Origin of the sequence: Frigoribacterium sp. MEB024, from assembly GCF_000878135.1 — a bacterium.
Lineage (GTDB): Bacteria > Actinomycetota > Actinomycetes > Actinomycetales > Microbacteriaceae > Frigoribacterium.
Map to the genome: position 1 here is coordinate 32,815 of NZ_JXQZ01000016.1, position 18,656 is coordinate 51,470.

At 73.9% G+C, this 18,656-nt stretch carries 18 protein-coding genes; 4 read left to right on the forward strand and 14 right to left on the reverse strand.

What is annotated here, in order from left to right; all coding sequences use genetic code 11:
• Positions 1-26: 26 nt before the first annotated feature.
• The 6 genes from SZ60_RS04030 to SZ60_RS04055 form a co-directional block, all read right to left on the reverse strand.
• Positions 27-1,112, reverse strand: coding sequence for an ABC transporter ATP-binding protein (locus SZ60_RS04030; protein ID WP_043593897.1), 1,086 nt, complete (start codon positions 1,110-1,112; stop codon positions 27-29).
• A complete protein-coding gene (locus SZ60_RS04035) occupies positions 1,109-1,960 on the reverse strand; it encodes an ABC transporter permease subunit (RefSeq protein WP_082059850.1) in 852 nt (283 codons plus the stop codon). The genes SZ60_RS04030 and SZ60_RS04035 overlap by 4 nt, the downstream gene beginning before the upstream one ends.
• A complete protein-coding gene (locus tag SZ60_RS04040; RefSeq protein ID WP_156155478.1) occupies positions 1,957-2,931 on the reverse strand; it encodes an ABC transporter permease subunit in 975 nt (324 codons plus the stop codon). Before SZ60_RS04040 ends, SZ60_RS04035 begins: the two co-directional genes overlap by 4 nt.
• The gene (locus tag SZ60_RS04045; RefSeq protein ID WP_043593898.1) at positions 2,931-4,067 is read right to left on the reverse strand and encodes an ABC transporter substrate-binding protein; all 1,137 of its coding nucleotides are present in this window, start codon (positions 4,065-4,067) and stop codon (positions 2,931-2,933) included. The genes SZ60_RS04040 and SZ60_RS04045 overlap by 1 nt, the downstream gene beginning before the upstream one ends.
• 187 nt (positions 4,068-4,254) lie before the next feature.
• Positions 4,255-5,211 (reverse strand): class A beta-lactamase, encoded by a 957-nt coding sequence (gene bla / locus SZ60_RS04050; RefSeq protein WP_043593900.1) that lies wholly within the window; start codon positions 5,209-5,211, stop codon positions 4,255-4,257.
• A gap of 71 nt (positions 5,212-5,282) precedes the next feature.
• Positions 5,283-5,762: a hypothetical protein gene (locus SZ60_RS04055; protein ID WP_052505143.1), complete on the reverse strand. Its 480-nt coding sequence runs from the start codon at positions 5,760-5,762 to the stop codon at positions 5,283-5,285.
• A 128-nt stretch (positions 5,763-5,890) separates the two neighbouring features.
• Here SZ60_RS04055 and SZ60_RS04060 point away from each other — a divergent pair, with 128 nt between their 5' ends.
• The 3 genes from SZ60_RS04060 to SZ60_RS04070 all read left to right on the forward strand — a co-directional run bounded on the left by SZ60_RS04060 (position 5,891) and on the right by SZ60_RS04070 (position 10,061).
• Entirely contained in the window at positions 5,891-6,835 is a 945-nt protein-coding gene (locus SZ60_RS04060; RefSeq protein WP_192118199.1) for an ABC transporter ATP-binding protein, read from the forward strand.
• Between the two features lie 89 nt (positions 6,836-6,924).
• Positions 6,925-7,899 carry an iron-siderophore ABC transporter substrate-binding protein gene (locus SZ60_RS04065; RefSeq protein ID WP_231567044.1) on the forward strand — a complete coding sequence of 325 codons (975 nt, stop codon included), beginning with the start codon at positions 6,925-6,927 and terminating at the stop codon, positions 7,897-7,899.
• Between the two features lie 8 nt (positions 7,900-7,907).
• A complete protein-coding gene (locus tag SZ60_RS04070; RefSeq protein WP_082059852.1) occupies positions 7,908-10,061 on the forward strand; it encodes an iron ABC transporter permease in 2,154 nt (717 codons plus the stop codon).
• Positions 10,062-10,193: 132 nt separating this feature from the next.
• Here the strand turns inward: SZ60_RS04070 and SZ60_RS17390 are convergent, their stop codons facing one another.
• The 4 genes from SZ60_RS17390 to SZ60_RS04090 all read right to left on the reverse strand — a co-directional run bounded on the left by SZ60_RS17390 (position 10,194) and on the right by SZ60_RS04090 (position 15,228).
• Positions 10,194-10,547 carry a DUF2809 domain-containing protein gene (locus SZ60_RS17390; RefSeq protein ID WP_052505144.1) on the reverse strand — a complete coding sequence of 118 codons (354 nt, stop codon included), beginning with the start codon at positions 10,545-10,547 and terminating at the stop codon, positions 10,194-10,196.
• A 110-nt stretch (positions 10,548-10,657) separates the two neighbouring features.
• Positions 10,658-11,959: a hypothetical protein gene (locus SZ60_RS17395; protein ID WP_043593902.1), complete on the reverse strand. Its 1,302-nt coding sequence runs from the start codon at positions 11,957-11,959 to the stop codon at positions 10,658-10,660.
• Positions 11,960-12,130: 171 nt separating this feature from the next.
• Positions 12,131-13,744 carry a GMC family oxidoreductase gene (locus SZ60_RS04085; RefSeq protein WP_082059854.1) on the reverse strand — a complete coding sequence of 538 codons (1,614 nt, stop codon included), beginning with the start codon at positions 13,742-13,744 and terminating at the stop codon, positions 12,131-12,133.
• Positions 13,741-15,228 (reverse strand): alpha/beta hydrolase, encoded by a 1,488-nt coding sequence (locus tag SZ60_RS04090; protein WP_052505145.1) that lies wholly within the window; start codon positions 15,226-15,228, stop codon positions 13,741-13,743. The genes SZ60_RS04085 and SZ60_RS04090 overlap by 4 nt, the downstream gene beginning before the upstream one ends.
• Positions 15,229-15,468: 240 nt before the next feature.
• On the opposite strand from SZ60_RS04090, the gene SZ60_RS17080 reads away from it, so the two are divergent.
• The gene (locus SZ60_RS17080) at positions 15,469-15,621 is read left to right on the forward strand and encodes a hypothetical protein (RefSeq protein ID WP_156155479.1); all 153 of its coding nucleotides are present in this window, start codon (positions 15,469-15,471) and stop codon (positions 15,619-15,621) included.
• Here SZ60_RS17080 and SZ60_RS17775 read toward each other — a convergent pair.
• From SZ60_RS17775 to SZ60_RS04105, 4 genes are all read right to left on the reverse strand, one after another.
• Positions 15,618-15,740, reverse strand: coding sequence for a hypothetical protein (locus SZ60_RS17775; protein ID WP_255349700.1), 123 nt, complete (start codon positions 15,738-15,740; stop codon positions 15,618-15,620). The two genes, SZ60_RS17080 and SZ60_RS17775, sit on opposite strands and share 4 nt — an antisense overlap.
• Before the next feature lie 92 nt (positions 15,741-15,832).
• Positions 15,833-16,666, reverse strand: coding sequence for an SDR family NAD(P)-dependent oxidoreductase (locus SZ60_RS04095; protein WP_043593904.1), 834 nt, complete (start codon positions 16,664-16,666; stop codon positions 15,833-15,835).
• Positions 16,667-16,708: 42 nt separating this feature from the next.
• Positions 16,709-17,584, reverse strand: coding sequence for an ABC transporter ATP-binding protein (locus SZ60_RS04100; protein ID WP_043593905.1), 876 nt, complete (start codon positions 17,582-17,584; stop codon positions 16,709-16,711).
• Positions 17,581-18,656, reverse strand: a 1,076-nt coding sequence (locus SZ60_RS04105) for a FecCD family ABC transporter permease (protein ID WP_369700687.1), incomplete at its 5' end; no start/stop codon positions are given. The genes SZ60_RS04105 and SZ60_RS04100, both read right to left, overlap by 4 nt.

Genomic DNA, 18,656 nt, shown 5'->3' on the forward strand with positions numbered 1-18,656 from the left:
CGGCTGACCCGGTGCGGTGGGGTGCGTCAGGAGGCACGGGTCGTCACGGCCACGCGGGCGGGCGTGAACGAGACGCGCACCGGCACCCCCGGCTCGCGTCGTTCGTCGGCCCGGTGGTCGAGCACCAGCAGGGTCTCGCGGTCCACGCGCACGCGGGTGCGGCACACGGCGCCCAGGAACGACACCGACTCGACGACGCCCGCGAGTCCGCCCTGCTCGACGAACGACACGTCCTCGGGGCGCACGTAGGCCCAGACCGGTCCCTCGTCCGGCGTGCCCACGACCGGCACCTCGGGGCAGCCGGCCAGGCGGACGAGCGTGCCGATGACCTCGCCGGACACCCGGTTGCTCGTCCCGACGAACTCGGCGACGAACGCCGTCGCGGGGGCCGAGTAGAGCTCTTCCGGGGTGCCCACCTGCTCGATCGACCCGGCGCGCATGACGGCGACGCGGTCGGCGACGGCGAGGGCCTCCTCCTGGTCGTGGGTGACGAACAGCGTGGTGATGGACAGTTCGCGCTGGATGCGCCGGATCTCGTCCCGCAGCTGCACCCGCACCTTGGCGTCGAGGGCGCTGAGCGGCTCGTCGAGCAACAGCACGCGGGGTCGCGTGACCAGCGCCCGGGCCAGCGCGACGCGCTGCTGCTGGCCGCCCGAGAGCTGGTGGGCGTAGCGCTCGCCGAGGTCGCCGAGCCCGACGAGGTCGAGCATCTCGCCCGCCCGGGTGGCGCGGGCGGCCTTGTCGACCCGACGCATGCGCAGCCCGAACTCGACGTTCTGCCGCACGGTCAGGTGGGGGAACAGCGAGTACGCCTGGAACACCATGCCGACGTCGCGGCGGTGCGTGGGGACGCCGACCACGTCGCGGCCGTCGATCGTGATGCGGCCGCTCGTGACGTCCTCGAGCCCGGCGAGGCTGCGCAGTGCGGTGGTCTTGCCGCAGCCCGACGGGCCCAGCACGGCGACGAGCTCGCCGGGCTGCAGCTCGAGGTCGAGCCCGGTCAGCGCCCGGTGCCCGGCGAACTGCTTCGTGACGTCGTGGAACGCCACGGCGGCACCCGCACCGACGCCGGTCGGACTCGTGAGGGAGGGGCGGGGGAGCGTGGCGGTCACGAGAGGGCCTTTCGGGTGGGGATCGGGCGGGCGGCCCCGAGGGCTCCGACCCGGCCGATCACGAGCAGCAGCACGAAGGCGAACGCCAGCGAGATCAGGGCGAGGATCACGGCGGCGTAGGGGTCGGAACGGGACACCTGCACCAGGGCGGTCTGCAGGTTCACGCGGTTGAGCAGCGAGGCGATGGTGAACTCGCCGAGCACCACGGCCACGGTGATGAACGCCGCCGCGAGCAGTCCCCGGCGCAGGCTCGGCACGACGACGAGGGCCATCGTGCGCGGCCAGCTCGAGCCGAGCGTGCGCGCGGCCTCGGTCAGCGTGCGGAGGTCGGTGGCCGCCAGGTCGGACTGCACCGCGCGGTAGGCGTAGGGCAGCACCGTGACGCCGTAGGCGAGCGCCAACGTCCAGGCGCCCGAGCCGGCCACCCGCGAGACGACCGAGTAGACCGGCGCGAGGCCGACCACCAGCACGATCGCCGGCACCGTGATCGGCACGAGGCAGACGAACTCGAGGGGCCGCACGAGGCGCGGGTGGCGCAGGTGCACGAGCACCATCGCCGGCACCAGCAGAACGAGCACGAGCAGCGCCGAGACGACGGCGAGCAGCAGCGAGTTCGTGACTCCCTCGACGAGGTTGCGGTACATCCGCTCGTTCTCGGGGTCGACGATCGCCAGCCAGTGGTTCAGGTCGTGGCCCGTGCCGTCGGCGCTGCGCAGCGAGAACGCGACCATCGCCGCGATCGGCACCGCGAAGAGGGCCCCCACGACGACCAGGGCGGTGCGGCGCGCGACCGTGCCCGCGCCTCCTGCCGTCGTCGACCGCGGAGCGCGCGTCGTCCGGGCGCTCATCGCTGCCACCGCTCGGTGCGGCGCTGCAGCAGCGAGTAGCCGGTCATCAGCACGGCCATGACGACGACCATGCCGAGCGCGAGCGCGCCGGCGACGTTCTCGCGACCGAGCACGGTCTCGCTGATCAGTGCGGCGCGGATCTGCAGCGGCACGATCTGGGCGCCCTGGCTGATGAGGGCAGCGGCGGTCGCGTACGACGAGAAGGCGTTGGCGAAGAGCAACAGCAGGCTGCCGACGAACGCCGGGGCGAGCACCGGGGCGACCACGCGGACGAGGTGCTGCCACCGGGTGCCGCCGAGGGTGGCGACGGCCTCGCTCCACTGCGGGCGGAGGCCGCTGACGGCGGGCATGAAGGTGATCACCATGAGGGGCACCTGGAAGTACAGGTAGGGCAGCAGCAACCCGGGCACCTGGTAGAACCAGACACCGTCCGCGTAGAGGTCGACGCCGGCGACGTCGACCAGCAGCCGCGTGACGACGCCCTGGATGCCGATCGTCGCGATGAACGCGAACGCCAGCATGACGCCGCCGAACTGGGCGAGCACGCTCGACGCCGCGTCGATCGCGCTGCGGACGGCTCCGTCGGGGCGCAGCGAGGTGAGGCCCCAGCAGACGACGGCTCCGACGACGGCCCCCGCCACCGCGGTGACGGCCGAGACCGCGGCCGAGCTGGCGAAGGCCCGCACGATCAGCGGGTCACCGAGCGCCGCGAGGTTGTCGAGCGTGGGGGCGCCGTCGCCGTCGACGAAGCCCGTTCCGAGCGCGAGCAGGCACGGCACGATCAGGAAGAGGAGCACCCAGACGGCGAACGGGGTCAACCCCCACCAGGCCGCCGGACGGCGCCGACCCCGTGAGGGGCTGACGCCGTCCGAGGACGAGGAGGCGCGGGTCGGCTGGCCGCCGCCGTCCCCCTCGTGCGCCGACCGCGCGTCGGCGGTCGTGTCCGCCGCGCGGGTCGACGTCGTCACCATCAGCCGATCGCCGTGGCCCAGGTGTCGGCCAGGACCTTCGAGGCGGCCTCGGTCTGCTCGGCCGTGAACTGCACGGTGTCGGCGGGCTGCTCGCCGACCTTCTCGAGGGCGTCCTGGTCGACGGTGCCGGCCTCGGTCATCGCCGCGAGGCGCACGGGGTAGGCGCCGGCCGCGAGGTAGAGGTTCTGCGCGTCGTCGCTCATGACGTACTCCTGCCACAGGCGGGCCGCGGCGGGGTGCGGTGCGTCGACGTTGATCGCCTGGTTGTAGTAGCTGCCGAGGGCGGTGCCGGGCAGCACGGCCGTCTTCCAGTCGCGTCCGCCGGCGTCGGCCGCGGCGGCCAGGTTGTTGTAGCTCCAGTCGAAGACGACCGGGGTCTCACCCGAGGCGATGGTCGCCGGGGTCGGGTCGGTGGGCAGGAAGTTGCCGGCGTCGGCGAGCTTCGAGAACCAGTCGACGCCCGTGCTGACGTCGTCGGCGCTGCCGCCGGACTGCAGCGCGGCCCACTCGACGGCCGCGGCGGCGGCACCGGCCTGGGTCGGGTCGCCGTTGATCGCGACCTTGCCCTCGTAGTCCGAGCCGAGCAGGTCGTCGAGGCTCTCGGGGGCGGGCACGGCGTCGGCGTCGTAGCCGACCGACATCAGGCCGGTGTAGTCGTAGACCCATCCGCCGTCGGCGTCCTTGTGGTCGTCGGCGATGTCGTCCCAGGTCGACACCTCGTACGGCGCGAACTGGTCGAGGTTGGCGAGCGTCACGGCCGAGCCGAGGTCGAACACGTCGGGGGCGGTGTCCTGCCCCTTCAGGTTCTGGGCGGCGGTGATCTCCTCGGCGCTCGAGACGTCGGGGCTGTCCGAGTTGACGGTGATGTCGTACTTCTTCTCGAACCCGTCGATGATCTTCCCGTAGTTCGCCCAGGTGTCGGGGAGGGCGATCACGTTGAGCTCGCCTTCGGCCTGTGCGGCGCCGACCAGGGCGTCCATGCCGCCGAAGTCCTCGGCGCTGGTGGCGGTGGCGGCGTCGGTGCCGTTCGCCGCGCCTCCCGCGCTGTCGGCGTCGGCGCTCGCCGAGCAGCCGGTCAGGGCGAGGGCGGCGATGCCGAGGGTGGCGGCCGAGACGAGCAGGCGCTTGTCGATCATGCGGTGTGGGTCCTTCGGGTGCGGGGCCGGGGCTCGCCGGGGACGGCGACGGGGGACCGGGCGGCCCGCTGGGCACGCTAAGGAGGCGCGGCGACGTCCCGGGGGAGGCCGCGTGAACGAGGGGCGAACAGGTGGTGGCGGGGTGTGCTGCCGACGGGGGCGAGGAGGAGGGGCGGGGCCGGCCGGGTCAGCGGGCGGCGGCGACGGCGGTGAGGGCGATGCGGGCGGCTTCGGCGACGAGGGCGTCGTCGTACTTCGCGGCGGGGTCGTTGCGCGTGGTGAGGACCGAGATCACCACGGGATGGCCCGACGGGGGGACGACGATCGCGACGTCGTTGCGGATGCCGCCCGCGCCTCCGGACTTGTCGGCGACCTGCCAGCCGTCGGGAGCGCCGGCGCGGATCAGGGTGTCACCGGTCGCGTTGCCCGACATCCACTCGAGCAGGGTGGCGCGGTCGTCGGCGGCGAGCCAGTCGCCGTCCGTGATGCGGGCGAGGGTGGCGATGAAGGCGGCGGGCGTGCTCGTGTCGGCCGTGCTGCCCGGGGTGAGCCGGTTGAGCTCGGGCTCGCTGTGCACGACGTCGGTCACGTCGTCGCCCTGCGCGGCAAGGGCGGCGTCGAGTCCGGTCGGGCCGCCGAGCTCGGCGAGGACCAGGTTCAGCGCCGTGTTGTCGCTCTGCCGGACGGCCGCCTCGGCGAGCTGCCGCAGCGGGAGGCCGTCGGCGACGTGCGTGCTGGTCAGCGGCGAGTACCCCGCGGCGTCGACCTCGGCCTGGGTCCAGGTGACGACGCGGTCGAGTTCGGCGTCGTCGGTCGAGTCGAGCAGGGCCGCCGCGGCGAACGCCTTGAGGCTGGACGCATACCCGAAGCGTTCGTCGGCGCGGTGGTCGAGGGTCGCGCCCGAGCCGGTGTCGAGCACGCTCAGACCGATCCGGGCGTCGTACCGCGTCTCGAGGTCGGCCAGTGCGGCCTCGACCTCGGGGGTCGCGAGGTCGGGTGCCGCGATCGGGCTGGGCAGGGGGACCGGCGTGGCGGTCGGGCTCGGGGCGGGTGCCGACGCCCCGGGCGTCGAGCAGGCGGCCAGGCCGAGACCCAGCCCGAGGGCGGCGATCGCGAGGGAGGCCGAGAAGGCGCGGGAGGGCATGCGGCTCGTTTCGTCGTCGGGCGGAGGAGCGGTAACCACGATAGGCGAGACCACCATCGACCCCGCGGGCGTCACGACACGACGGGGTGTCCCTCCACACCGTCCGAGCGGTGGTGCATCCAGTGACGGTGCAGCCGGAGCAGGGCCCTGGTCGGCTCGACCGACACCAGCGGCGCGAACGGCCCCGAGACCCAGAACGCCGTCAGGGGAGTGGCGCGCCAGGGCAGGCGAGGGCTCGTCCAGGCGATCCAGGGCAGGGTGCCCACCGATTCCGGCCCGGGCATCCGGCGGATGGCGTCGAGCGGGATGCGTCGGTTGCGGAAGAGTCCTCGGACCACGAACGCTCCTGGCTCGCACAGGACGCCGAGCGAGAGCGCACGCACCACGAGGACCGCACCCCCGACGACGCCGCCTGAAATGATGCCGACCACGATGCCGATGTCCGCTGGGCCCTCGTATCCCCCCGGGCCCGCGACGATCCCGAGGGCGGCGACGAGGGCTCCGAGGAGGGTGCTGCTGTAGCGGATGAAACGCGAGGCGGGGACGAGCACCGCTGAATACTGTCCGATCGACCGTCTCCTCCGGAAGCCCCGCTCCGTGGGGACCGGGACGCGCGGGTCGGCTCGACGTCGAGAGGTCGGGTTGCGGCACCGGGGTGAGGTTAGGCTAACCTAAACACGTGACCACCGACCTGCCCCTCGCGGCCACCGCACCCTCCTCGGCCGCCCTCCGCGCCGACGACGTCTCGGTCGCCTACGACGGCGTCGACGTCGTCCGCGGGGCCCGCCTCGAGCTGCGCCCCGGCTGCGTCACCGCCCTCGTCGGCCCGAACGGCAGCGGCAAGTCGACCCTGCTGCGCACCCTCGCCCGGCTGCAGAAGCCGCGCACGGGCTCGCTCACCCTCGCCGCGCCTCCTGCGGGGGTCGAGTGGTCCGAGAACGTCGTTCGCGCCTCGGGCAAGGACGATTCGCGACCACTCGACCGCACGAGCGCGAGCGACGAGACGGTCGACGGGTTCGAGCTGTCGCTGCGGCAGTTCGCTCGGCGCGTCGCGCTGCTGACGCAGGGGCGCCCGACCCCCGGCGGCCTCAGCGTGCGCGACGTCGTCGAGTTCGGCCGCTATCCGCACCGCGGCCGCTGGGGGCGTTCCGACCCCGACGGCCCCGCCGCCGTCGACCGGGCGCTCGAGCTCACCGGCGTGGCCGACCTCGCCGACCGCGGCGTGGACCAGCTCTCGGGCGGCCAGCTGCAGCGCGTCTGGCTCGCCAGCTGCCTCGCGCAGGACACGGGCGTGCTGTTGCTCGACGAGCCCACCACCTACCTCGACCTGCGCTACCAGGTCGAACTGCTCGACCTGGTGCGCGACCTGGCCGACTCGGGCCGCATCGCGGTCGGGGTCGTCCTGCACGACCTCGACCAGGCCGCCGCGCTCGCCGACCGCATCGTCGTGCTGAGCGAGGGCCGCATCGTCGCCGAGGGCGACCCCGGGGACGTGCTGACACCGCGCCTCCTGACCGACGTCTGGGGCATCCGCATCGACGTCGACACCGACCCCACCACCGGCCACCTGCGCACCCGCGCGATCGGCCGACACCACACCCGGGCCGAGACGCCCGTCCGATGAGAGAGACACCACCCGTGACCCAGCGCCTTCTGACGACGCCCCGCCACACCCCGACCTCCGGCGGCGTCGCCCGCCGCCCCGTCCGCCGACTGCTGACGGTCACCGCCGTCGCGGCCGCCGCGGCCCTGACCCTCGCCGGCTGCGGCACCACCGAGTCGGCCGACGCCGGCTCGACCTCGGGCAGCGGCGAGCAGATCACCCTGACCGACGGCACGGGGGCCGAGATCACCCTCGACGGCCCGGCGACCAAGGTCGTCGGCACCGAGTGGAACGTCGTCGAGGACCTCGTCGCCCTCGGCGTCGAACCCGTGGGCGTCGCCGACGTGAAGGGCTACAGCGAGTGGGACTCGGCCGTGCCGCTGACCAACGAGCCGACCGACATCGGCACCCGGGGCGAACCGAGCCTCGACACGGTCGCGTCGCTCGCGCCCGACCTCATCGTCGCGACCGACGGCCTGAGCGCCGACGCCGTCGAGCAGCTGAAGGAGATCGCTCCCGTGCTGCAGGTCACCTCGGCCGACGCCTCGCGCCAGATCGAGCACAGCATGGACAACCTCGACCTCATCGCCAAGGCGACCGGCACCGAGGACAAGGCGACCGAGGTGAAGAAGGAGTTCACCGACGCCGTCGAGGCGGGCAAGCAGGCCCTGGCCGACGCCGGTCTCGCGGGTCAGCCCTTCGCCTTCGCCGACGGCTACGTCGACGCCGGCCAGGTCAGCATCCGCCCCTACGCCAAGGGCTCGCTCGTCGCCGACGTCACCGAAGAGCTCGGCCTGACGAACGCCTGGACCGTCGAGGGCGACGAGGCGTACGGCCTCGCCACGACCGACGTCGAGGGCCTCACGCAGCTGCCCGCCGACGTGCAGTTCCTCTACATCGACAACACGGCCGCCGGTGCCGACGACCCGTTCGCGGTGTCGCTCGCCTCGAACGCCGTCTGGACGTCGCTGCCGTTCGTGCAGTCCGGTGATGTGCACCGCCTCGACGACGGCATCTGGATGTTCGGTGGCCCCGCCGCGATGACCGCCTACGTCGACTCGCTGGTGTCGACCCTGACGAAGTAACCGGCACCGTGAGCACGACCGTCACCCCCACCGACCCCGCGCCGCCCCGGCTCGGCGAGCCCGCCGCCGGGCCCGACGAGTGGGCGCTCCGCGCGGCACGAGCCCAGGAGGCGCGGCTCGCCGCCCCCCGTCGGCTCACGCTCGGGTCGGTGGGCGTGACGGTCGCTCTGGTCGCCGTCGTCGTGGTGCTCGCCCTCGTGGACGTCACGCAGGGCACCGCCGACGTCGGCGCCCGACAGGTCTGGCAGGCACTGACCGGCACCGCGACGGCCGGTGACGCGTCCGTGGTGGTGGCCTCGCGCCTCCCGCGGATGGTCGCCGGCCTGCTGGTCGGCGTCGCCCTCGGCGCCGCCGGGGCGGCCCTGCAACAGATGAGCCGCAACGTGCTCGCCTCGCCCGACACCCTCGCCGTGAACGCCGGCGCCTACGTCGCGCTCGCGATCGCCGCCGTCACGGGCCTGAGCCTGCCCCTGCTCGCCTCGTCCGGCGTCGCGTTCGTCGGCGGGCTGCTCGCCGCGGGGCTCGTGCTCGCGGTGTCCGGGCTGGGCGCCGGCACCGTGCGGCTCGTGCTCGCCGGCAGCGCCCTCGCCCTCGGCCTCGCCTCGGTGACGAGCGCCCTCCTGCTGCTCTTCCCGCAGCAGACCGCCGGGCTCTACGCCTGGGGCCAGGGCAGCATCTCGCAGAACGGCTTCGACGGCGTCGTCCAGCTCGCCCCGGTGATCGTCGTCGGCCTGCTGGTGCTCGTCGCGGTGAACCTCCGCGTGGACGCCCTCGCGCTCGGGGACGACGCCGCCCGCAGCGTCGGCGTCGACGTCCGCACCACCCGCGTGGTGACCGTCCTCGCCGCCGTGCTGCTCTCGGCCGCCGCCGTCACCCTCGCGGGGCCGATCGGCTTCGTCGGCCTCTGCGCCCCCGCCCTCGTCCGGCTGCTGCGTCGTGCCGTGCCCGCCGTCCGCCGCTTCCTCGTCTTCCTGCCCCTCGCGGCCCTGGCCGGCGCCGCCCTCGTGCTCGGCGCCGACGTGCTGCTGCGCGCCCTGGTCGGGGCCGAGACCTCGGTCCAGGTGCCGACGGGCGTCGTGACCTCGCTGCTCGGGGCCGTCGTCCTCGTCGTGCTGGCCTTCCGTGCCCGCGACCACGGCGGCGTCACACCGACCGACCGGCACCCCGTGGTGTCCCGTCTGCGGTTCGTGGTCGTCGTCGTGGTCGTGCTCGCCGCCCTCGTCGCCGTCGTCCTCGGCTCGGTGCTGCTCGGTGACGCCAAGCTGCTGCTCGGCGACGTCGCCAACTGGGTCGCCGGTCGATCCGGCCGCGTCGTCACCTACGTGCTCGACACCCGCGTCCCCCGGGTCGTGGCCGCCCTCGCCGCGGGGGCGGCGCTGGCGCTCGCCGGCACGCTCGTGCAGGCCGTGACGCGCAACCCGCTCGCCGAGCCGGGCATCCTCGGCGTGACGGGCGGAGCCGGCCTCGGGGCCGTGCTGCTCGTCACCACCGTGCCGCTCGCGACCGGCTGGGGCATCGCCGGCGCGGCGTTCGCCGGAGCCGTCGTGGCGGCCGTGGTCGTGTTCGGCCTCGCCTCCCGGGGTGGCTTCCCGCAGAACCGGCTCGTGTTGATCGGCATCGGCGTCTCGACGGCGACGGCGGCGGCGATCAGCCTGCTGATCGTCCTGACCGACCCGTTCAACGGTGCGAAGGCACTGACCTGGTTGTCGGGTTCGACCTACGGACGCCGGCTGGACGACGCGCTGCCGGTGTCGCTGGTGCTCGTGGCCGCCCTCGTCGTGGTCGTGCTGCTGCGCCGCCGCCTCGACCTGCTCGGGGTGGACGACGACACCCCGCGCCTCCTCGGGGTCTCGCTCTCGCGGTCGCGCCTGGTCTTCCTGTCGCTCGCCGTGCTGCTCACGGCGACGGCCGTGGCCGCCGTGGGCGTGGTCGGATTCGTCGGGCTCGTCGCCCCGCACGCCGCCCGGTCGCTGGTCGGACGGCGGCACGCGCGGGTGCTGCCCGTGGCCGTGCTGCTCGGCGCGGTGCTGGTCTGCGCCGCCGACGTGCTCGGCCGCACCCTGATCGCCCCGGCACAGCTCGGCGCCGGCCTGCTGACCGCCGTCATCGGCACGCCGTACTTCGTCTGGCTGCTCTGGCGCGGGCGGGCCTCGGCGAGCTGACGCCCCGGCGCCGGCCCTGGCCCCGGCTCTGGCCCTGGCTCTCGCGCCGGTCGAGTGGGCAGAAGACGTCCTTCCCGCCTCGACGAAGGACGTGTCCTGCCCACTCGACCCGCGCCTCCCGGGGTCCGGGCGTCAGGAGGCGCGGTGCAGCACCCGGAGCAGCACGAGCCCCGCGACGCCCCCGGCCAGGTACCCGAGCAGGTCGGTCGGCGTGAACGTCGAGCCGAGCACCCACGCCGCGGGTGGGACCGCGGCCGAGGCGGCGGCGGGCAGCCCGGTCAGCTGGAGCAGCTCGACCCCGACCGACGCCACGGTGGCAGCCCCGGTCGTGACGAGGGCGGGCAGGCGCGGGGCGACGAGCGCGAGCAGCAGGGCGAGCAGCACCGTGTAGAGCGCCGAGCCGAGCAGGTCGCCTGCCAGCCCGGGCACGGCCAGCTTCGCGACGACGCCGAGGGCGACGGTCGCCGCCGCCGCGACCGCCGTCACCGCCCGCAGTCGTCGAGCATCCCCCGAGCGTCGGGCCCGCGGGTCGAGTGGTCGCGAACCGTCCTCCGGCACAGCGGGAGGGACGTTTCTCGACCACTCGACGGGCGGGGTCACGGGAGGCACCCGGTCTGGACGCCGAACGACAAGCCGTCGGCCGTGCCGCGGATGCTCGCCGACTCGATGCCGTCGGGACGGCCCGGAGGCGCGGACCAGTAGTCCCGGCCCATGGCGCGACCGGCCTGGTGGAACCCGTCGGCCGACCAGCCGTCGACGACGGCGTCGAACGGGCCCTGTGCGTCGTCGTGGACGGTGAACACCGGCACGAGCACCGAGCCGACCACCCGGGTGCCGTACTCGGTCTCGCACAGTTCGCGCCTGGTCTCGACCTCGGCCGGCACTCCCGTCGCCGCCACGGATGCCTCGACGTAGGCGCGCACGGCGGCCTCCTGCTCGGGCAGTTCGGCGAGCGGGCCCTCGTTGACGAACGGGCTCTCACCGATGTCACCCGGCTGGGGCTCCGGACCGTCGTCGGGCTCGGGTGCGCCGAGCGGCAGGCCGATCCAGCCGGTCTCCGGGGTGGTCGCCCGAGGCTTCCGCACCCAGAACTCGGTCCGGCGGGCGACCCCGGCGTCGGCCTGCTCGTCGGCCGCACCCCGCAGGACGGCGAGCACCGTGTCGGGCTCGTAGGTCGAGACGTCGAGCGACGGTCGACTGCTCGCGGTGACGTCACCGGGGGTGAAGGCCAGTCCGGTGACGCCGTCGAGCGCCAGCACCGCGTCGATCGTCGCGAGCATCGTCGGTGCCGGCGAGGTGGGGCTCAGGGCCACCGACGAAGGGACGGACGTCGTGGTCGTCGCCTGGTCGAGGTGGAGGGCGAAGGTCGGGCCGGCCGTGCCGAGGTGCGGCTGGACCGCCGCCGCAGCGTCCGCGAACGAGTTCCCAGGCGCGACGACCGCCGAGTAGGCGTAGCGGGTAGTGTCGACGGAGGCCAGGGTGCTCTCGCCGCGCAGGTCGCCCGCCAGTCCGACCTGGACCTCCGACGTCGGATCGACGGTGACCGGGGCGAGGCCCGGACCGCCGGGGACGTCGAGGTCGATGTCGAGGGTGGTGCCCGTGACGCCGTCGCCCACCACGCCGTCGACGAGGGTGGCGACCGCCAGGTCGGGGCCGTCCGCGGTGACCTCGACGTAGGCGTCCCAGGTGAAGGGGTCGTCCTTCGCGTCACGCTGCTGCAGGCGGGTCTCGACCGAGGCGACACCGTCGACGGCTGCGATCCGATCGGCGAGCTCGGCCAGGGACTCCTCGGACCCCTCGGGCGGTGGTTCGGCGAAGAAGCACGACGTGAGGCCGCACGCGACGACGACGGTCGCCACCGATGCCGCGATCGCCCGGTGCAGCGTGGGAGAGGCCATGTCTCGAGCCTACGAACCGGCCCGACGGGCCGCGTCCGTCTCGGGGACCACGCCGCGCGCCGGGAGGACGACCCCGACCAGCCGACCGACGGCGCCAGGGGGCGTTCCTCGCCGACGAGACCCGCGCCTCCTGGGCTCGGGGCTCAGGAGGCGCGGGTCGGGTCGGGCGGCTCAGGCCGCGTCGACCACGCGCGAGACGTCCGCGCCGACGCGCTCGCCGGCGACGGTGCCCGTCAGCCCGGCGCTCGCCAGGAAGCGGTCGGCGGTGCGCAGGCCGAGGGCCATGATCGTCAGTGCGGGGTTGGCGACGACGGCGCTCGGGAAGACCGAGTTGTCGGCGATCCAGAGGTTGGGCACGTCGAAGCTGCGTCCGTCGGGGTCGACCACGGCCGTCGTCGGATCGGTGCCCATGCGGCAGGTGCCGATCGTGTGCGCCGTGCGGGCCAGCACGCGGATGTCACGGCCCCCGGCTGCCTCGACGATCGCGGTCATCGTCTCGACGGCGTGGTCGTCGATCGCCTTCTCGTTCTCGCCCGGCGTGAAGGTGACGACGACCTTGGGCATGCCGAACTCGTCGACCTCGTCGGACAGCGTCAGGCGGTTCTGCTCGCTCGGCAGGCACTCGGCGTTGATGCCGACGCCGGCCATGAAGCGGTAGTCGTCGAGCGCCTTCACGAGTTCGGGGCCCCAGAGGCCGGCGCCGCGCGCCAGGGTCGTGGCCAGCGTCAACGGCATCGCGCCGAGGCTCTGGATCAGGTAGCCGCCGACGAAGTCGACGCCCTCGGGCCGCATGGTGTCTTCGGTGATGATCGACGACGGGTACCCGCGGTAGCCGCGCATCTCGGTGTCGAAGGTGCCCCAGACCTGGGTGGCCCCGTGGGCCATGAAGTTGCGGCCGACCTGGTCGCTGCTGTTGGCGATGCCGGCGTGCAGCAGCAGGCGCGGCGTCTCGACGCCGCCCGCGCAGAGGAAGAGCGCGGCGGTGCGCTGGCGGTGCTCGACCCCGTCGCGGACGTAGACCACGGCCGACACCTCACCGGCGTCGTCGAGCTCGATGCCCGTGACCATCGACTCGGGGCGGATCTCGGCCCCGTTCGCGACGGCCATCGGCAGGTAGCTGGTGTCCATGCTGACCTTGGCGCCGCTGCGGCAGCCCTGGTGGCAGCTGCCGCAACCGACGCAGGCCGGGCGGGTGCCGACGTGCTCCTGGCGCCAGTCACGGCTGACCAGGGCGGCGGGGGCATCCGTGGCCCGGATGCCGAGGGCCTCGCAGCCGCGGATCATCATGTCGCTCGACGCGTTGCGGGCGGGCGGCGGCATCAGGTACGAACGCGACGGGTCCCACGGGTAGTCGGCCGGCCCGGAGACGCCGACGAAGTGCTCGACCTCTTCGATGTACCCGATCAGCTCGGCGTGGTCGACCGGCCAGTCCTCGCCCTTGCCGGTCAGCGACTTCAGCTTGAGATCGCGCTCGTCGGGGCGGGGCGTGAACGCACCCCAGTGCAGGGTCGAACCGCCGACGCCCTTGCCGCTGTTGTTCTGGCCGAAGGCGGTCGGGGTCTCGCCGCCGCTGAGGCGCTCGTCCATCCAGTTGATCTTGACGGCCTCGATCTCGTCCTGCGTGTACTCGTCGGGCTCGAAGTTCGGGCCGGCTTCGAGGGCGACGACCGTGAGCCCCTGCAGGGCGAGCTTGGCGAGGATCGGGGCGCCGCCGGCGCCGGTGCCGATCACGACCGCGTCGACGACCTCGGACTCGTCGTACGTGCGTTGTCCGTCGAGCTTCATCGGGTGACCTCCATGGCTGGTTCCCAGCCCTCTCGTTGGCCGGCACCGAGCCGGCTGAATCCTTGCAGGGCGCGACCGGCACGGCCGTTCGCGAAACCGTCGAAGCCGATGCGTTCCATCGTCGCGGGGTGGGCGAGCCAGAGCTTGACCAGGTCGACGCGGCAGTCCTCGAACCACGCGGTGAGCTGCTCGACCGAGAACGGATGCGCCTCGTCGGCGCTGGGCTGCCCCGTCCCCCCGGGGGTGCCGCCGGTCAGGCCGGCGTCGTCCTGGTCGCCGCCGTGGTGCGAGTCGCCGCCACCGCTGTCGCCGACGGTGCCGAGGGCGTCGTCGGGATCGCCCGCGACGATCGCGGCGAGCCGCTCGTCCTGCTGCTCGTCCGTCACGCCGGTGAAGTCGGCGAGGGCGTCGAGGCCCAGCGCGTAGGCCTCGGGGTCGCTCGGCAGGTCGGCGTTGCGCCAGCCGTCGCCGTAGCCGGCGGCGAGCTGGGCGTCGACCCGTGCGGCGAGGTCGATCGCGTGTGTGGGGTCGTCCTGCGGCACGACGCGGGAGGCCACGGCACGCAACGTGGTCAGCTGCGCCTCGGTCAGCACCTGCGGGGCGTATCGCGGGTCGTCGGCGACGGCGCGCCGGGCGAGGATGCCGCGGGTGTTCGAGGCGGTGCGGCTCGACGCGATGACGCGGGCGAAGTCGTCCGACATGACCGGAGCCCGCCCCGCGTCGTCGCGCCAGAAGTCGAGGACGGCCGCAGCGACCTCGGTCGGGCGCTCGAGCGGCAACAGGTGGCCGGCGCCGTCGAGGGTGAGGTGCGTGGCGCGCGGGTAGACGGCACCGTTGAGGCGGCGCTGGGCGTCCTCGCCCAGCGGCCCGTCGGCGCCACCGGCGACGATCAGGGCGGGCAGGTCGAGGGTGCCGACCTCGGCCGACCAGTCCTCGCGGCTGCCGCGGTCGAACCAGGCGGTCCACGCCTCGGGGGAGGTGCGGTGCAGGTCGGCGAGGGCCTGGTCGTCGAGCACGGCGGGCAACGGGGCGCCCACGTTGTCGTCGACGAAGGAGCGGGTCGTGTCGGCGTCGAGCGGGCCGTCGGCGGCCGCGGCGATCATCTGATCGCGGTTCGACTCGCTCATCGGTTCGGGTGACGGCGGGGACGCCGCGAGCAGCACGACCCCGGCGAGACCGAAGAGGCCGCCCTGCCCGGCGAGCGTGCGAGCGGCGACGATCGAGGCGATCTTGCCGCCCATGCTGTGGCCGACGAGCAGCCAGCGGGTGGCGCCGTGGCGCCGGATCTGCCGGGTGACCTGACGGACCATGTCGTCGACGGTCACGCCGTCGACCGTGGAGGCGTCGCCGAAGCCGGGCAGGTCGAGGGCGACCACCTCGAAGTCGTCGCCGAGCGAGTCTGTGACGGGACCGTACTCGAGCCGGCTCATGCCGAGCGCGTGCAGGCAGAACAGGGTGGGGCGTGTGGTGGTGTCGCTGGTCACTCGGACTCCTCGGAGAAGACGTGGTGCCGGGCGACGTCCCCCGTCGTCCCGACTAGGACGACGCTACGTCCGGCCGCCGACATCGGGCCGAAAGAGGGCGTGCGGACCGTGCCGGTGGTACGACTGTCTGCCCGAGGACGGTGGTCGGCACGCTGGGAGGCGTACCCCGAGGAGGCGCGGGCGGCGGATGCTCAGCAGTCGCGCCTTGTGCGCGCCCCGCCCGCCCGGGAGGATGGGCGGATGGAAACCGTCATCATCGCCCTCATGGTCATCGGGTCGATCGTCGTCATCTTCGGCATCGTCTTCTTCCTGGTCGCGGCGGTGCTGCCCTCCCGTGCCCCGCGTGCCGACCGTCGTGGTCGCGGCGGACGTCCCGCCGCCCGCACCCGCTAGCCCGAGCCCGGCGAACGCAGCCCGGGCTCCGAGACCACGGCCCCCGGCACGGTCTGCCGGGGGCCGATCTGCAGGTTCGCCGCGAGGACGCGCTCGACGACGAAGCGTCCGTTCCGCACCCTTTGGCCCGGGGTCGCACCACCGATGTGGTGTCGAACCGCCGATGTGCGTGGTTCGACAGCACATCGGTGGTGCGACATCGCTGCCGGCCCTACGGGACGATCGCGTCGACGTAGCCGCCGTCGACCCGCAGTGCCCCGCCCGTCGTCGCCGAGGCGAGGCGCGAGCTGAGGTAGACCACCATGTTGGCGATCTCCTCCGGCTCGATCAGTCGCTGGATGAGCGACTGCGGCCGGTGCTTCAGCATGAACTCGTGCTGGGCCTCCTCCCAGGGCAGGTCGTCGCCGACCAGCTCGCGCACGAACTCCTCGACGCCACCCGTGTGCGTCGGCCCGGCGACGACGCTGTTGACCGTCACGCCCGAACCCGCCGCCGCCTTCGCGAACCCCCGCGACACCCCCAGCAGCGCCGTCTTCGACACCCCGTAGTGGATCATCTCGACCGGCGTCACGATCGCCGAGTCGCTCGCGATGTACTGCACGCGACCCCAGCCGCGCTGCATCATGCCGGGCAGGTAGGCCCGCGTCAGCCGCACGGCCGACAGCACGTTCGTCTCGAAGTACCGCCGCCACTCGTCGTCGTCGATGCTCAGGGCGTCGGCCGATCCGAAGACACCGAGGTTGTTCACGAGCACGTCGACCTCGGGGAAGGCCGCGACCGCTGCCCGGGCGCCCGCCTCGGTGGCCAGGTCGGCCGCGAGCGTGACGACCCGCGCCTCCTGGGTCTCGTCGTCGAGGGCCGCGAAGTCGGCGTCGCTCGCCAACGATTCGAGGAGGCGCGCCCGGGCCGCGTCCGTGGTCTCGGTCGAGCGTCCGTTCACGATGACGCGGGCCCCGGCTGCTGCCAGCCCCCGGGCGATCGCGAAGCCGATGCCCTGGGTCGATCCGGTGACGAGTGCGGTGGTGCCGTCGAGTTCGATCTTCATGGGTCCATCCTGCTCGCCGGCACCCCGGGTGCCCACCCGGCCTCAGCGGCGGCGCGGCACGACCATCGGCGACCCGGTCACGGGGTCCGGCACGACGACGCAGGGCAGGTCGAACACGTCGGTCACCAGCTGCTCGGTCAGCACCTCGGCCGGGGTTCCCGTCGCGACGACGTCGCCGTCGGCCATCACGATCAGGTCGGTCGCGTACCGCGCGGCCTGGTTGAGGTCGTGCAGCACCGCGACCACGGTCGTGCCCTGCCCGTGCAGCCGGGCGAAGAGGTCGAGCAGGTCGTACTGGTGCGCGATGTCGAGGTAGGTCGTCGGCTCGTCGAGCAGCAGCACCGGGGTCTGCTGCGCGAGCGCCATCGCGACCCACACGCGCTGGCGCTGCCCGCCCGACAGTTCGTCGACCGGTACGTCGACCAGCTCGGTCAGGTCGGTCTCGACCAGGGCGGCGTCCACGGCCTCGCGGTCGTTCGCGGTCCACTGCCGGAAGAGCCCTTGGTGCGGGTAGCGGCCACGCGAGACGAGTTCGGCGACCGTGATGCCGTCGGGCGCGGTCGAGGTCTGGGGCAGCAACCCGACGATGCGCGCCACCTCTTTCGCCGGCACGCCCGCGAGCTCGCGTCCGTCGAGCAGGACCGACCCCGACCGGGGCTTCAGGAGGCGCGCGAAGGCCCTCAGCAAGGTCGACTTCCCGCAGGCGTTCGGCCCGACGATGACCGTGAACGAGCCGTCGCGCACGTCGGCGTCGACGGCCTCGCTCACCGTCCGGCGGTCGTAGGCGAGGTGTGCTCCGCGGGCGACGAGGCGGGAGGCGCGGGCCCCGTCGGAGGCGCGGGCGGCGTCGGGCGCACCGGTCGTGTCGGGCGCACCGGTCGCGTCGGGTGCGGGCGGGCGGGTGGCGTCGGCGTTCACGCGGACCTCCGGGATTCCGAGACGAGCAGCGTGATCAGGTAGACCCCGCCGATCACGAGGGTGACGAGGCCGACCGGCACCGGGTTGGCGGCCACGTGCTGGGCGACCAGGTCGGCGACGAGCAGCAGCACCCCGCCGACGAGCCCGCCCGCGACGAGCGGCACCCCGGCCGACCGCACCAGGCGGCGGGCCAGCTGCGGCGCGGCCAGGGCCACGAACGCGATCGGCCCGGTGCTGGCGGTGACCACGGCGGTCAGCGCGACGCCGACCACGACGAGCGCCAGGCGGGACCGTTCGGCGCCGAGGCCGTGCGACCGGGCGGCGTCGTCGCCGAGTTCGAGCTGGCGCAGCGGCCGTGACAACCCCATGACGAGCGGGGTCAGCACGACGAGCAGCACGAGCGCCGGGACGAGCTGCTTCCAGCCGACGAGCGCGAGCGAGCCGGCCCCCCAGAACGACGCGGTCAGCGCGACCTCGGTCTGGGCGCGCAGCAGCAACCAGCTGTTGACCGAGTGCAGCAGGGCGGTGACGCCGATGCCCACGATGATCAGCCGCAGCCCGTGCACGCCGCGGCGGTAGGCGAGCAGGTAGACCACCAACGCGGTCACGAGCCCGCCGGTCAGGGCTCCGGCCGCCGTGCCGATCGTCGAGGCCGCACCCGACACGATGACGACGATCGCCCCGGTGTAGGCGCCGGTCGAGAAGCCGATCACGTCGGGCGAGCCCAGCGGGTTGCGGGTCAACGACTGGAAGATCGTGCCCGAGACGCCGAGGGCGGCGCCGAAGACGAGGGCCGCGAGGACGCGCGGCAGCCGCCAGTTCAGCACGATGGTCGAGGCGAACCCGTCGCCGCCGAACAGGGCCCGCACGACCTCGGGAGGGCTGAGCGGGTAGTCGCCGATGCCGAGGGCGACGATCGCGACGACGACGGCCACCACGACCAGCGTCAGCGTCGCCGTGCGTCGCCGTCCGCCGGTCGAGCGCCACGAGCGCAGGAGGCGCGGGCCGACACCCGGGGATGCCGGCGTCGGCCGCGGACCCGACGGCGTGCCCGGGCCCCGGGTCGGGCGAC

What these genes read in the sequence shown, in the direction of transcription:
- SZ60_RS04035 (WP_082059850.1), bottom strand. Translation starts at nt 1,960, where the DNA reads ATGAGCGCCCGGACGACGCGCGCTCCGCGGTCGACGACGGCAGGAGGC.
- SZ60_RS04040 (WP_156155478.1), bottom strand. Translation starts at nt 2,931, where the DNA reads ATGGTGACGACGTCGACCCGCGCGGCGGACACGACCGCCGACGCGCGG.
- SZ60_RS04045 (WP_043593898.1), bottom strand. Translation starts at nt 4,067, where the DNA reads ATGATCGACAAGCGCCTGCTCGTCTCGGCCGCCACCCTCGGCATCGCC.
- bla (WP_043593900.1), bottom strand. Translation starts at nt 5,211, where the DNA reads ATGCCCTCCCGCGCCTTCTCGGCCTCCCTCGCGATCGCCGCCCTCGGG.
- SZ60_RS17395 (WP_043593902.1), bottom strand. Translation starts at nt 11,959, where the DNA reads ATGGCCTCTCCCACGCTGCACCGGGCGATCGCGGCATCGGTGGCGACC.
- SZ60_RS04085 (WP_082059854.1), bottom strand. Translation starts at nt 13,744, where the DNA reads ATGAAGCTCGACGGACAACGCACGTACGACGAGTCCGAGGTCGTCGAC.
- SZ60_RS17080 (WP_156155479.1), top strand. Translation starts at nt 15,469, where the DNA reads ATGGAAACCGTCATCATCGCCCTCATGGTCATCGGGTCGATCGTCGTC.
- SZ60_RS04095 (WP_043593904.1), bottom strand. Translation starts at nt 16,666, where the DNA reads ATGAAGATCGAACTCGACGGCACCACCGCACTCGTCACCGGATCGACC.